Origin of the sequence: Frankia sp. CcI156, from assembly GCF_001983015.1 — a bacterium.
GTDB classification, from domain to species: Bacteria; Actinomycetota; Actinomycetes; order Frankiales; family Frankiaceae; genus Frankia; species Frankia casuarinae.
The window spans coordinates 125,140-138,398 of sequence record NZ_MOMD01000016.1 but is presented as its reverse complement, the minus strand read 5'-3'; the positions used below and the strand labels follow the sequence as shown (position 1 = coordinate 138,398).

Annotated in this window: 12 protein-coding genes; 6 read left to right on the top strand and 6 right to left on the bottom strand. The window is 71.0% G+C overall.

The window, feature by feature from the left end:
- The first annotated feature begins 17 nt into the window (after positions 1–17).
- The 3 genes from CcI156_RS08510 to recR are packed head-to-tail and all read left to right on the top strand — an operon-like array spanning position 18 to position 3,606.
- Positions 18–2,456 carry a DNA polymerase III subunit gamma and tau gene (locus CcI156_RS08510; protein ID WP_076805195.1) on the top strand — a complete coding sequence of 813 codons (2,439 nt, stop codon included), beginning with the start codon at positions 18–20 and terminating at the stop codon, positions 2,454–2,456.
- Positions 2,457–2,514: 58 nt separating this feature from the next.
- A complete protein-coding gene (locus CcI156_RS08505; protein ID WP_076805193.1) occupies positions 2,515–2,991 on the top strand; it encodes a YbaB/EbfC family nucleoid-associated protein in 477 nt (158 codons plus the stop codon).
- A 15-nt stretch (positions 2,992–3,006) separates the two neighbouring features.
- Positions 3,007–3,606 carry a recombination mediator RecR gene (recR, locus tag CcI156_RS08500; RefSeq protein ID WP_076805190.1) on the top strand — a complete coding sequence of 200 codons (600 nt, stop codon included), beginning with the start codon at positions 3,007–3,009 and terminating at the stop codon, positions 3,604–3,606.
- Between the two features lie 107 nt (positions 3,607–3,713).
- On the opposite strand, the gene CcI156_RS08495 is transcribed toward recR, so the two are convergent.
- Complete coding sequence (locus tag CcI156_RS08495) at positions 3,714–4,322, bottom strand: hypothetical protein (RefSeq protein ID WP_023840124.1); 609 nt, start codon at positions 4,320–4,322, stop codon at positions 3,714–3,716.
- Between the two features lie 606 nt (positions 4,323–4,928).
- On the opposite strand from CcI156_RS08495, the gene CcI156_RS08490 reads away from it, so the two are divergent.
- On the top strand, positions 4,929–5,381 hold the full coding sequence (locus CcI156_RS08490) for a hypothetical protein (RefSeq protein WP_076805187.1): 453 nt from the start codon (positions 4,929–4,931) through the stop codon (positions 5,379–5,381).
- A gap of 145 nt (positions 5,382–5,526) precedes the next feature.
- Here the strand turns inward: CcI156_RS08490 and CcI156_RS08485 are convergent, their stop codons facing one another.
- A complete protein-coding gene (locus tag CcI156_RS08485) occupies positions 5,527–6,525 on the bottom strand; it encodes a zinc-dependent alcohol dehydrogenase family protein (RefSeq protein ID WP_011434731.1) in 999 nt (332 codons plus the stop codon).
- 13 nt (positions 6,526–6,538) lie between these two features.
- A complete protein-coding gene (locus tag CcI156_RS08480) occupies positions 6,539–7,123 on the bottom strand; it encodes a TerD family protein (RefSeq protein ID WP_076805185.1) in 585 nt (194 codons plus the stop codon).
- Positions 7,124–7,422: 299 nt separating this feature from the next.
- Here CcI156_RS08480 and CcI156_RS08475 point away from each other — a divergent pair, with 299 nt between their 5' ends.
- Positions 7,423–8,691, top strand: a complete 1,269-nt coding sequence (locus CcI156_RS08475) for an aspartate kinase (RefSeq protein ID WP_011434729.1) — start codon at positions 7,423–7,425, stop codon at positions 8,689–8,691.
- A 109-nt stretch (positions 8,692–8,800) separates the two neighbouring features.
- Positions 8,801–9,880, top strand: a complete 1,080-nt coding sequence (locus tag CcI156_RS08470; protein WP_076805183.1) for an aspartate-semialdehyde dehydrogenase — start codon at positions 8,801–8,803, stop codon at positions 9,878–9,880.
- Between the two features lie 209 nt (positions 9,881–10,089).
- Here CcI156_RS08470 and CcI156_RS08465 read toward each other — a convergent pair whose 3' ends face one another.
- From CcI156_RS08465 to CcI156_RS08455, 3 genes are all read right to left on the bottom strand, one after another.
- Entirely contained in the window at positions 10,090–10,293 is a 204-nt protein-coding gene (locus CcI156_RS08465) for a cold-shock protein (protein WP_009740954.1), read from the bottom strand.
- Between the two features lie 406 nt (positions 10,294–10,699).
- Positions 10,700–12,268: a CYTH and CHAD domain-containing protein gene (locus tag CcI156_RS08460; protein WP_076805181.1), complete on the bottom strand. Its 1,569-nt coding sequence runs from the start codon at positions 12,266–12,268 to the stop codon at positions 10,700–10,702.
- A gap of 186 nt (positions 12,269–12,454) precedes the next feature.
- Positions 12,455–13,255 carry a CPBP family intramembrane glutamic endopeptidase gene (locus tag CcI156_RS08455; RefSeq protein ID WP_254847330.1) on the bottom strand — a complete coding sequence of 267 codons (801 nt, stop codon included), beginning with the start codon at positions 13,253–13,255 and terminating at the stop codon, positions 12,455–12,457.
- Positions 13,256–13,259 lie beyond the last annotated feature (4 nt).

Genomic DNA, 13,259 nt, shown 5'->3' with positions numbered 1-13,259 from the left:
GCACGCGGAGCAGGTCAGTGAGCACAGCGTTGTACAACCGCTACCGTCCCGCGACGTTCGCTCAGGTCGTCGGCCAGGAGCACGTGACCGACGCGCTGCGCAAGGCCCTGCGCACCGGTCGGCTGCACCACGCCTATCTCTTCAGCGGCCCCCGGGGCTGCGGCAAGACCTCCTCCGCCCGGATCCTCGCCGCCTCGCTGAACTGCGTCCAGGGCCCGACCCCTGAACCCTGCGGGGTGTGCGACGAGTGCGTGGGCATCCGGACGGGCGCCTCGATGGACGTCACGGAGATCGACGCCGCGTCGCACGGTCTCGTTGACGACGCCCGKGACCTGCGCGAGCGGGCGTTCTTCGCCCCTGCGTCGGCCCGGTTCAAGGTCTTCGTGGTGGACGAGGCGCACATGGTGACCGCGGCGGCGTTCAACGCGCTGCTGAAGGTCGTCGAGGAGCCCCCGCCGTACCTCAAGTTCGTCTTCGCCACCACCGAACCGGACAAGGTCATCCCGACCATCCGGTCCCGGACGCACCACTATGCCTTCCGGCTGGTTCCGCCGGGCGTGCTGCGCGAACATCTGGCGTCGGTCTGCGCCCGGGAGGGGGTCGTCGTCGATCCAGCCGTGTTGCCGCTGATCGTGCGGGCGGGCGCCGGATCGGTTCGCGACTCGCTGTCCGTTCTCGACCAGCTGCTGGCCGGCRCGGACGACGACGGCCTGCGCTACGACCGGGCGGTGGCGCTGCTCGGCATGACCRACGGCGTCTTGCTGGACGAGACCGTCGACGCGCTGGCCGACCGCGACGGCGCGGCCCTGTTCACCGTGGTCGACAAGGTCGTCTCCGCCGGTCACGACCCGCGCCGGTTCGCGACCGATCTCCTCGACCGGTTCCGCGACCTGATCGTGATGGCGGCCGTTCCGGACGCGGACGCCCGCGGCCTGCTGGAATCCTTCTCCCCCGACCAGATCGACCGGATGCGGGCGCAGACCACCCGGATGGGCCCCGCCGAGCTGYCCCGGACGGCGGACGTCCTGCACAACGGCCTGGTCGAGATGCGGGGGACGGCGAGCCCACGGCTGATACTGGAACTGATCATGGCCCGTGCGTTGCTGCCCACGGCGTCGACCGACCCGGCCGYGCTGCTCACCCGGTTGGAGCGGCTGGAACGGCGGGCCGTGCTCGGCGGGGAAGAACCGGAGCCGGGCCCCCCGGCCCCGCTGCCGGTCGGCCGGGCTCCCGCGCCGGTCCACCCGCCCGCCGCGGACCCGGAGCCCATGCCGCTGGCAGTCCGGGCATCCGCTCGGACCGGACCGGTGTCTCGACCGGCGGCGGGCCCCCAGCCTGGTTCGCCGGGTCCCGCGTTCACGTCGGGTGATCGCCCCTCGGGCCCGGCAGGTGTTCCGGGCACGGCCGGCACGCCCGGGACCGGGCGGATCGACGCCGCCGGCCTGCGGATGCTGTGGGACGAGCTTCTCGCGCTCGCCGGCCGCCACAGCCGGAAGACGCATGCGATCCTGAAGGATCACGCGACCGTTGCCGACGTTCGGGGCGACGAGGTCGTGCTGGCCTTCGCCACCCCGACGATGGGCCGGATGTTCGGGCAGGGGAACAACGCCGAGCTGTTCTGTACGGTGCTGGCGGAGAGACTCGGCGGGACCTGGCGGGTCACCGTCGCTCCCGCGGGCGGATCTGGTCGCGGCAGCGGGCGGCCCGCAGCGGGTCCCGGTCCGGGCGGCGGTGGCTACTCCGGCCCGCCCGGTCCCTCCAAGGCCTCGGGGTTCGCCGGCTCGGGCGGAGCCCCCGGGCCCACCGGCCAGGCGGGAGCATCCCGCTCACCGGCACCAGCACCGGCGCCGGCACGGGCCGCCGGCCCGGCAGGACAATCCTCCGGCCCCTCCTGGGGCCCGCGGCTGGATCCGCCCGTCGGCGCCGAGAACCGCGCCGTCTCGCCGGGATCCCCCCGAGCCATGCCCGGCCAGATGCGCGGACCGGCGGGGTTGTCCCCCGACACCGGGAACGGCTACGGCGGCTCCACCGACGGAACCGAAGGCGGCACGACAGACCCCGGCCGCGGCCCGGACGGCTACGGCGACCCCCGCGAACACGGCGACCCCCGCGAACACGGCGACCCCCGCGAACACGGCGACTCCCACGGCGCCGGGCACGGTTCCACCGGCCCGGGCCCCGGCCCCGAGGGCGGCCCCGGCCCCGAGGGCGACAGGCCCTGGTCCGCCACGGGCCGGGACGGCTCGTCGCCCGGACCGGCGAACGGGGTCGCCGCCGCTGCCAGCGCACCTCCCGCCGGGGAGGAGCCGGGTCCGCGGCGCGAGGACGAGCCGTCCCTCGACGACGAGGCCGTCCCGTCCGGTCCCGGCGGGGCCCGCGGGGGCGAGGAGGCCGCCGTGTCCCTGCTACGGAGCGGACTGGGTGCCACGATCATCGAACAGATCTCGTCCGGCTGATCTCGTCCGGCTGAAGGAACAGATCTCGTCCGGTTGAAGGAGACGTAGGCTCATCGACATGTCTAACCCACAGAACCGCGCCGGGAGTGGGGCCTCCGCCGGGGGCGGGGCGCTGGGGCAGCTCTTCGAACAGGCGCAGAAGATGCAGGCCGCGATCCTCGCCACCCAGGAGGACCTCGCCACCGCCCGGGTGGACGGGACGGCCGGCGGCGGCCTGGTCCGCGCCACCGTCAACGGCGGCGGGGAACTGGTCGATCTGACGATCAGCCCCGAGGCGGTCGACCCCGAGGACACTGAGACGCTCGCGGATCTGATCCTCGCGGCGGTCCGTGACGCGACCACGAATGCCCACAAGCTCGCCGCCGACCGGATGGACGCGATCACCGGTGGCCTCGGCGCGGGCGRCCCGGCAGGTCCGGGTGGCGCCGACGGACTCGGTGGACTCGGTGGACTCGGTGGACTCGGTGGCCTGCTGTCCGGTGGCGGCCTCGGAGGCCCCCCTCCGGGTGGCCCGGGCCTTCCCGGGCTCGGCTGACAACCGGCGGCACCGGTGTACGAGGGCATCGTCCAGGATCTGATCGACGAGCTCGGGCGGCTGCCCGGCATCGGTCCCAAAAGTGCCCAGCGGATCGCGTTTCATCTGCTGGCCGCCGACCCCGTGGACGTCCGCAGGCTGGCCACCGCCCTGACCGAGGTCAAGGAGAAGGTCCAGTTCTGTCGGAGTTGCTTCAACGTGGCGCAGTCGGAACTGTGTCGGATCTGCTCCGATCCCCGCCGCGATCCGAGCTCGATCTGTGTGGTCGAGGAACCCAAGGACGTCGTGGCGATCGAACGCACCCGCGAGTTCCGGGGGCGGTACCACGTGCTCGGGGGCGCGATCAATCCCATCGGCGGTGTCGGTCCCGACGACCTGCACATCCGGGAACTCGTCGCCYGCCTGGCGGACGGCACGGTGACCGAACTGATCCTCGCCACCGATCCGAATACCGAGGGTGAGGTCACCGCATCCTACCTGGCCCGGCAGATCGCTCCGATGGGCCTGAAGGTCACCCGCCTCGCCAGCGGCCTGCCCATGGGCGGTGACCTCGAATGGGCGGACGAAGTGACCCTGGGACGCGCCTTCGAGGGACGCCGCGTCGTCAGCGCCTGACACCCCGGCCTGCTGTCACCCGGTCCCACCCCGAAGCCACCCGGCTCCACCGGTCCGCCACCGGGTCCGCCGGTCCGCCACCGGGTCCGCCGGGGCCRCTGCAGCCGCTAGAACCCCAGGATGGGGGCATAAGCCGAGCTGGGAATCGAGGCCAGGGCCAGCAGGACCACGCTGACGTCAAGGTGGTCGGCCTCGGCACTGAACACGGCGTGTAATCCTCTGGTGCGGTAGATCCGTACCTCGGGATCCCGGACGACCTGTACTCCGAAGACGTTCGTCGCCCGTAGCCACCAGACCCGCCCGGCCGCCCGGACCCTGACCTGACGGGCGTCCCGGCGCAGCCCGGTCGTGAGCCGGGCGAGTCGGGTGGCMGGCAGGCAGGGCTGATCCAGATAGCCGATGATGTCCCGGTCGGAGCCGTGCACCACCAGCCGGACCGGCCGGGCCGCCGAACCCGGCTCGACGAGGTCGGCCTCCGCCGCGATCTCCCGGTCCCGCGGATACATCTCGGCCGCCCAGATCCCCTCACCGTGCAGGACCCGTTTACCCTGCGGGCCAGCCCCCGGATGGCCGCGGGGCACCATGCCGCCGATGATCCGCCCGGCCCCTTCCAGCCGCCACGCGACGGAGACGACCACCCCCGACGGCACCGGCGTGGCCAGGTCGCAGACGGCTGGTAGGTGGCACATGCGTAGATCACGGACGCGCCTATCCATCCACACCGCTCAGGTCTCCAGCGCCGCGGTGCCCCGGACCCACGCCGCCGCGGTGCCCCGGACCGCCCGGCGAACCGCCATCCTCACCGGAGGACATCCCGGTAGCTTCCCGCACCAACGCCACCCAAACCTCAAAATTGATCACTCTGAGTTATCTCCTTCACGCTACAGCAGCCCTTCATCCATGGATTGCCGCCGAGTCGCTCCGCTACGCGCCCAGATGCTACGAGGCGCGCCGATCTACCCATGATGCGCATTCGCCCGAGCATCTGCGCGGGCATTCGACGAATTCGTCGGCTCGCGCGTCGGCGTGGGAATCGGCCGGAGCATCGACGAACGCATCGAGACGGGCGGCAGCAAGAGCATCCAGAGAAAGGTGGGACGGCGTCCGCGCGCACCTTCGCGCGAGCATCGGACACCCGGATCCGATCCCGGGAGCGGTGGTACCCGCGCCCCCAAACACGGAGACCACCGGGCGACCACTGATGGTGACCACCGGAAGGCCCCACCATCACCCCGCGGTACGCATCCTCCAATCGGGACGTCAGGGTAGGGGGTACCCGGCGAACGCTCTGCCGTCCGTCTGCCACCAGGAGGTCCTGAAGCATGATCATCAGTTCACATGTCGGGGCGGGCGCTTTCGTGGGCATGGCGATCCGGCACCCGGTGTCCGCCCTCGCCGCCGGCTTCGTCTCACACCTGGTCATGGACGYGTTGCCCCACTGGGGAACGGGTCCGAACACCGAGCCGGAATGGTTGCCGATCGCACGCAAGGACGGCGTGGCGGGACTCGCGGCCATGGCCTTGTTGACGGCGTCCGCCCCCGCCGGGCGCCGACTCGCCGTCCTCGCCGGCATGACCGGTGCCTGCCTACCGGACACCGACAAGGTGGGCCGGTACTTCGTCGGGGTGAGTCCCTGGCCGAGCCGGTTCGACMGTTTCCACGAAGCGATCCAGAACGAGGCCCGACACCGCCTGCCGCGCGAGATTGCGACGGCCGCCGTACTGACCACCGCGGGCACCCTGCTCCTGCGCCGACTCGCGACCCRCGGCGACTGAACGCGGAAGCTCAGCGCGCATCCCCCGGCAAGGTCGCCAAACCTCCGGGCCCTTCCGGATCCCGGGCCCTTCCGGATCTACGAACCAGATCCGGAAGGGCCGGCATCGGCAGGAAGGCCCGGCACCGACAGGACAGGCAAAACGGTCAGGGCAGCAGCACGGCCGCGCCGGTGACCCGGTCGGCGGCGAGGTCGGCGAGGGCCCGGTCGGCCGCGGACAGCGGGTAGGGCGACACGGTCACCGCGAGCCGGTGCTCGGCGGCGATCGCCAGGAACTCCTCACCGTCGGCGCGAGTGTTGGCGGTCGTGCTGCGTACGGACCGTTCCTGGAACAGATGGTCGGAGTAAACGAGCGGCGGGATGTCGCTGAGGTGGATGCCCGCGATGGACAGCGTGCCGCCACGGTCGAGCGCGGCGAGCGCCACCGGCACCAGGTCACCCACCGGGGCGAAGAGCACGGCCGCGTCCAGCGGCTCGGGCGGTGCGGCATACGCCTCGCCCGCCGAGGCGGCGCCGAGTTCCAGAGCAAGCTCGCGGGCCCGCGCCGAGCGCGTCATCACGTGGACGGTGGCGCCCTGTGCGATCGCCACCTGGGCGGCGAGATGGGCGGACGCGCCGAACCCGTAGATGCCGAGCCTCCCGCCGGGCGGCAGCTCCGCCCGGCGCAGCGCCCGGTAGCCGACGATGCCGGCGCACAGCAGCGGGGCAAGCTCCGCATCGCTGTAGCCGTCGGGCAGCCGGTAGGCATAGTCGGCGCGCACGCAGGCGTACTCGGCGTATCCGCCGTCGACATCCCATCCGGTGTAGGTCGAGGCCGGGCAGAGGTTCTCCGCTCCGCGCCGACAGTACCCGCAGGTCCCGTCGGTCGAGGCCAGCCAGGCGATGCCCAGCCGGTCCCCGGTGCGCACGCCGCTCACCCCCTCGCCAACCGCGTCGACCCGTCCGACGACCTCATGTCCGGGCACGGTGCGCGGTCGGTGCGGCGGGAGATCACCCTCGGCGAGGTGCAGATCGGTACGGCAGACTCCGCAGGCGTCGACGTGGACCCGAACCTGGCCCGGCCCTGGCCGGGGCACGGGCAGCTCGGCCGGGCGCAGCGGGCGGGTGCTCATCGGCCCGGGAGCGACTACTTGCCAGGCACGCATCCGCTCGGGTAGCTCAGATGTTGACGCCATGATCACGAGCCAGACCACCAAGGTCATTGTGGCCCTGGCCGACGGCGCGGAACTTCCAGTCGGCGCCGTTGCGGTAGACCTCACCGAAGATGACGACGGTTTCGGTGGAGTAGTCCTCGGACAAATCGTAGCGGACCAGCTCGTTTCCGCCCTGGTCGACCACGCGGATGTAGGCGTTGCGCACCTGGCCGAAGTTCTGGTTCCGGTTCACCGCGTCGTAGATGGAAACCGGAACGATAATCCGGTCAATGTCGACTGGAACCAGTGCAAGGTTGATGATAACGGACTCGTCGTCCCCCTCTCCCTGTCYGGTCAGGTTGTCACCGGTGAGCGTGATCGCCCCCTCGGGGGACGCGAGGTTGTTGAAGAAGACGAAGTAGCCGTCGTTGAGGACCTTGCCGTCCGCCCGGACGCCGATKGCAGAGGCGTCCAGGTCGAAATCGGTCCCGGTGGTCGTGCGGGCGTCCCATCCGAGCCCGACGTTCAACGCGGTGAGCTGGGGGGTGCCGGCCTCGGCGGCCTGCTTCGTGAGGCTGACGTTGCCGCCCTTGGCAAGGCTGACTGCCATTGAGGATCGTCCTTCCTGAGCTGGTCCTCGGCGTCGGGGACCATCGCGTGGACCGCGTGCGTCGCAGTCGGTCATACGGGTGAGCCGGTCGTACGGGTGAGTCGGTCATACGGGTGAGCCGGTCGTGCGGATGTCATCACCCTGGCACACCGGAAGGAATACGCCCAGCACCCCGTCGCCGGGGCGACATCGTCCCGGCGGCGGAAAAGGGACACCGGACCAGATCCGGGCAAGGCCGCCGAGCAAGGGCGACGGGCGGCCGCGCTCGGTCAGCGGCCGCGCTCGGTAACCTGGCTGCCATGGCGCTCTTGGTCGCGAAGTTCGGTGGGTCCTCCGTTGCCGACGCGGACCGCATCAAACGAGTCGCTGAGCGAATCGTGGAGAACCGGCGGGCCGGCAACGACGTCGTCGTGGTGGTCAGCGCGATGGGTGACACCACCGACGAACTTCTCGATCTGGCCGAACAGGTCTCGCCGCTTCCGCCCGCCCGGGAGCTCGACATGCTGCTCACCGCCGGTGAGCGAATCTCGATGGCGCTGCTGGCCATGGCGATCACCACCCTCGGCGCCGAAGCCCGCTCGTTCACCGGCTCCCAGGCCGGAGTCATCACCGACTCGGTGCACGGCAAGGCGCGCATCATCGACGTTACCCCCGGGCGGATCCGCGCCGCCCTGGACTCCGGCGCCATCGCGATCGTCGCGGGCTTCCAGGGTGTGAGCCAGGACACGAAGGACATCACCACGCTCGGTCGAGGCGGCTCGGACACGACCGCGGTGGCGCTCGCTGCCGCGCTGGGAGCGGACGCCTGCGAGATCTACACCGATGTAGACGGCGTGTTCACCGCCGACCCGCGCATCGTCCCCGACGCCCGCCGCATCGACACGATCTCTTATGAGGAGATGCTGGAGATGGCGGCGTGCGGCGCGAAGGTCCTCATGCTGAGGTGCGTCGAGTACGCCCGCCGTTACAGCGTCCCCGTGCATGTCCGATCGTCCTTCTCTGCGAAGCCGGGCACGTGGGTCACCGAGATTCCGGAGGAACAGCTCGTGGAACAGGCCATCATCCGTGGGGTCGCGCACGACCTCAGCGAGGCGAAGGTGACGGTCGTCGGATGCCCGGACAAGCCCGGGGTGGCGGCGGCGGTGTTCCGGGCCGTGGCGGACACCGACGTCAACCTGGACATGATCGTTCAGGTCGGCTCGGTCGCCGGGTCGGGGCGGACGGATATCTCGTTCACCCTGCCCAAGGCGGATGGACGTACCGCGCTCACCGCGCTCACGAAGGTCCAAAGCGAGATCGGCTTCGAGCGCACCCTCTACGACGACCACATCGGCAAGCTGTCGCTGATCGGCGCGGGGATGAAGTCGCACCCGGGGGTGTCCGCCCGGTTCTTCGGCTCCCTCGCCGACGCGGGGGTCAACGTCGAGATCATCTCCACCTCTGAGATTCGCATCTCAGTAGTGGTGCGCGACACCGACCTCCCGCTCGCCGTGCGGGCCGTGCACGGCGCCTTCGACCTGGGTGACCCGAACGGCGGGGCGATCGTGTACGCGGGAACCGGACGATGACGTTGGCGACGTCGTGGGTCCTCGAGACGGCGGCACACCGCGGCAGCTGGACACGCCGCGGCAGCTGGACACGCCGCGGCGGCACAGTGGCGAATCAGGAGGATGGATCGTGACGAGCAACGAGGCGGGCCGGCGACCGACGCTCGCAGTGGTGGGGGCGACCGGCGCGGTCGGCACGGTGATGYTGTCGCTGMTCGACGAACGCCCCGGCATCTGGGGAGAGATCCGGCCGATCGCCTCGGCCCGATCCGCGGGACGGACGGTACGGGTGCGCGGCGCGGACGTCGTCGTCCAGGCCCTGGCACCGGAGGTCTTCGACGGCGTGGACGTGGCCGTGTTCGACGTTCCCGACGAGGTCTCCGCCCGGTGGGCACCGGTAGCGGCGGCCCACGGCGCGGTCGCGGTCGACAACTCCGGCGCGTTCCGGATGGACGCCGACGTGCCGCTGGTCGTGCCGGAGGTGAACGCCGACCAGATCCCCACGCGGCCGCGGGGCATCATCGCGAACCCGAACTGCACCACCCTGTCGATGATCGTTGCGGTCGGCGCTCTGCACCGGGCGTTTGGGCTGGAGTCGATGTTCGCGGCCTCCTACCAGGCCGCGAGCGGCGCCGGGCAGGCCGGCATCGACGCCCTCTACGACCAGCTCACCGTCGTCGGTGGCACCCGCGAGCTGGGGCGGACCGCCGGTGACGTGCGTAAGGCCATCGGTGAGGACGGCCTCGGCCCCTTCCCGGCGCCGCTGGCGCTCAACGTCGTGCCCTGGGCCGGTTCACTGAAGGACGGCGGCTGGTCCTCGGAAGAGTTCAAGGTCCGCAACGAGTCCCGCAAGATCCTGGGTATCCCGGATCTGCGGGTGTCGGCTACCTGTGTGCGGGTGCCGGTCATCACCACGCACGCGGTCGCGGTGCACGCCCGCTTCACCYGGCCGGTGACCGCGGACGAGGCGCGCACGGTGCTGCTGAACGCTCCCGGCGTCGCCGTCGTCGACGATCCGTCAGCCGGCGAGTTCCCGACCCCGGCCGACGTCGTCGGAACGGACCCGACCTGGGTCGGCCGAATCCGGCAGTCGCCGGACGACCCGCACGAGGTCGCGCTGTTCCTCTGCGGGGACAACCTGCGCAAGGGCGCCGCGTTGAACACCCTGCAGATCGCCGAACTTCTCGTGCAGGATTGGCTGTACCTTTAATCAGGCGTTAAGCTTTTGGCCGCGAACCAYGCCATCCGGGAACCGATGAACGCCCCGCGCTTTCCGGSCCGAGAAAACGATCGAGATCAGCCGGAAAAAACATACCTTCCACCGAACTGTCGGATATCGAACTGATCGAGAAGTMGAGAAGCGGTCAGCCCGCCCCAGGAGGACCCTTGGGCGGGCTGACCGTTGAAGTCTCTCGTGGCTCAGACGACGCGGACGGCGTCGGCCTGCGGACCCTTCTGACCCTGGGTCACCTGGAACTCGACCCGCTGGCCCTCCTCAAGTGCCTTGTAACCGTCCATCTGAATCGCGCTGTAGTGAACGAAGACGTCGGAACCGCCGCCGTCCACGGAGATGAAGCCGAAGCCCTTCTCCGAGTTGAACCACTTCACCGTGCCCTGAGCCACGTGCCGTTCTCCCTGCTGGTGCAGTCAGGACCCGCACCGCGCGGGCCCCGGGCCGAACATCAGGAAGCTGCAAGAGCCCCTGACGTTGTTYCGCCGCGCCTCGGTTGAGACGCGAACCGCCGAACTCCGGCCAGGGACGACGCTACACGGACGGAGGCCTTCGCGGGAGTCCTCCGGGCAAGGAAGTCCACTTCATACCCCGGTCACAGAACAACGCAGCAGGTCCGGCCGCCGGCAGCTCCACCCGTCCCGTCCCGCAATCCGTCGAGCTGACAGGGATTTCCCGAGCGCGCCGACCCGTGGCGGATGGTCGTGCGCCCGATGGCCCGGATGTGGCGCACGAATGGGTGACGCGGAGGAGGTAATCGGTCAGACCACGGCAGAGCCCACCCGGCACGGCCTCAGGTCAGCGGATCCAGCGACGGTGCCGGGCTGCCGAGATCGCGGGCCACGCATCGAAGAAGTCTCGTTCCGCCATGCGTGCCCGGCACTCCTCCAGGCCCAGCAGGACACCCAGAGTAAACGCGGTGGGGGCGCCCTGGGCCTGCGCTGCCGTCCCCCAGTCCCCCAGCAGCCTGCGCGCGATGGTGGCGTCCTGATGGGTTCCGAGCAGCTCCTGCGCGATCTGGGCCTGCTCGACCAGCCGCGCCGCGTCATTCCCGTACAGCGGTGCGACGGCTTCCGCCGCGTACCGTAACCGCTTGGCCTGCTTGCGGGCGGAATGCAGCAGTTCGTCCCGTTCCGAGCCGGCCTTCAGGGCRCTCGCGGCACGGACCTTCTTCGCCAGCTTCCGGTCGGCGCCGAGCAGCAGATCGGGGAGGGCCTTGCCGGCCGGACGGGCCGCCGCGGGGGTGAGCGGGCCCCGCAGTAGGGTGAGCAGGTTGGAGACGAGCGCGAAGTACCGGTCACTGCGCAACATGGCCAACGCCTCCGCCCGGCCGTTGGCCGTGCCGGCGCCGAGGTGCGCGGTGACCGTCTTGCGCACGGGCCCCGCGACCAGCTCGGTGGGCAGCTCCGCCAGGCGGGTCTCGAAATAGGCGGCCTGGACCTCGGCGTCGCGGGCGCCGGAGAGCGCGCCGGCGAGGTCCCGCAGCTCGCCGTCCAGGAAGAGCGCTCTCTCGGGCGGGAACAGCGGCGCGAACGTCCGCAGGGTGCTGCGGGCCCGACGGCAGGCGACGCGCATCTTGTGGACCGCCTCGGGCTCGTCGAGCCGCACCCGCGGATCGGCCGCGAGCAGGGCACGTGCCTGTTCGATCAGGTAGGCCCGTACCACCTCGCCCGCCGGCGTCCCGCGTCGTGGCTTGCGCGGCGGCGAAGGAACGTCCGGCCCGGGGCCGGCGGCCAGCGCCTCACCCAGGACCCGCGCGAGCTTCGAGGAGTCCGCCGCCGGGGTGGCGCCCGCGGCCGTGAGCAGACCGGCGACCTCGTCGAGCACCTCGGGCCCGCCGTTGACGAGTTCGACCTCGATCTCCCGCCAGCTGCTCAGTACCGTCGTCTCCCCCAGGGTCTGCGCGGAGACCTGGTCATCGACGACCTCGGCCAGGTCGACTCCGACCGTGTCCCGCAGTCGGYGCGCTGTCCGCAGTGTCCGCAGCCTGGCGACCGGCCGCGGCTCGGCGCCGCGCAGATGGACCGACACCAGATCGACGAACTCCGCGGGAGGGCTGTACCGCGGGCCCTCCGCCCCCACGCCCACGCCCACGCCCGCGTCGAGCGGGAGCTGGAGCTCGTCCCGCTCCCCCACCCGGACGGGCAGCTTGAGGTGCCATCCGGCGTCCGCCCCACCGGTCCGACGCCGTATCGTGATCTTGTTACGGGCCAATCGGAGATCGTCGCTGTCGTAGTAGACGGCCTCCAGGCTGACGGTCTTGCGGGTGCGCGCGGTGGCGACGCCCGCAACCTCCCCCAACTTCGGGAGCACAAAGGTCGGTTCGACCGAGAACTTGCGCTCGATCTCGCGGATTCCGTTGACCATCGGTCCTCCCCGACCAGCCGTACCGCGGCAGGCACTCGACGGCTATGCCTTCCGGCGCCCCATGGCCTTCCGGCGCCCCGAACCCGCCGACGTTGACGTCCTCGAACGATCCACCGCCTCCGCGATACACCGTTGAGATACGCATCGTATGCCCATCAGACGATCTCTATTTCCCCACCCGTAACCTTAGCGCGGCGCCGGGATCCAGGAGATCTTTCCGACCAACGCTACGTATCCGACGAACGCGACGGTGTCGATGAGTGCGTGGGCGATGACGAGCGGCAGCACCCGGCCGGTCCGCTGGAACATCCGGCCGAACAGCAGGCCCATCGCGAGGTTACCGGTGAACCCACCGAGCCCCTGGTAGAGGTGATAGGAACCGCGGAGCAGGGCGCTGGCCGCCAGCGCCCGGTTGGCCGCGACACCAAGTTCACGCAGCCGCACCAGCAGGTACCCGGTGACGATGACCTCCTCGGCGAGGCCGTTCTGCGCCGCGCTGAGGACCAGGACCGGTACACGCCACCACACGTCCGGCAGGCCCGAGGGCGCGACGGTGAGGTTCGCCCCGCTGTGCCACGCCAGCAGGTAGAGGCCCAGGCCGAGCCCGCCGACCCCGGCCGCGATCGCCGCTYCCCGGCCGGCGTCGCGACCGGTGTGCCGACCGTCCAGGCCGATCGCCCGCGGTCCGCCTCCGTGCCTCGTCAGCAGGTATACGGCGAGCAGCGCTGGCACCAGCCCGGTGACCAGGTCGGCGAGTTGGAGCGCAAGGTCGAGCCAAGGCCGTCCCGGCGCCGCCGAGGTGTTCAGCCGGGCCACCTGGGAACGGACGGGGCCCGGCCGGGTCAGCACCCCGACGTAGCGGATGACCGCGAACAGCGCCGAGGTGGCGAAGGAGACCCCGAGCACGAGCCAGACCTCGACGACGAGCTGCCGGCGGGTGAGCGACTCACCCGCGATGACCGGCGCCTGAGCGGGGGCAGAGGTCACGCGA

What these genes read in the sequence shown, in the direction of transcription:
- CcI156_RS08485 (WP_011434731.1), bottom strand. Translation starts at nt 6,525, where the DNA reads ATGCGTGCCTGGCAAGTAGTCGCTCCCGGGCCGATGAGCACCCGCCCG.
- CcI156_RS08475 (WP_011434729.1), top strand. Translation starts at nt 7,423, where the DNA reads ATGGCGCTCTTGGTCGCGAAGTTCGGTGGGTCCTCCGTTGCCGACGCG.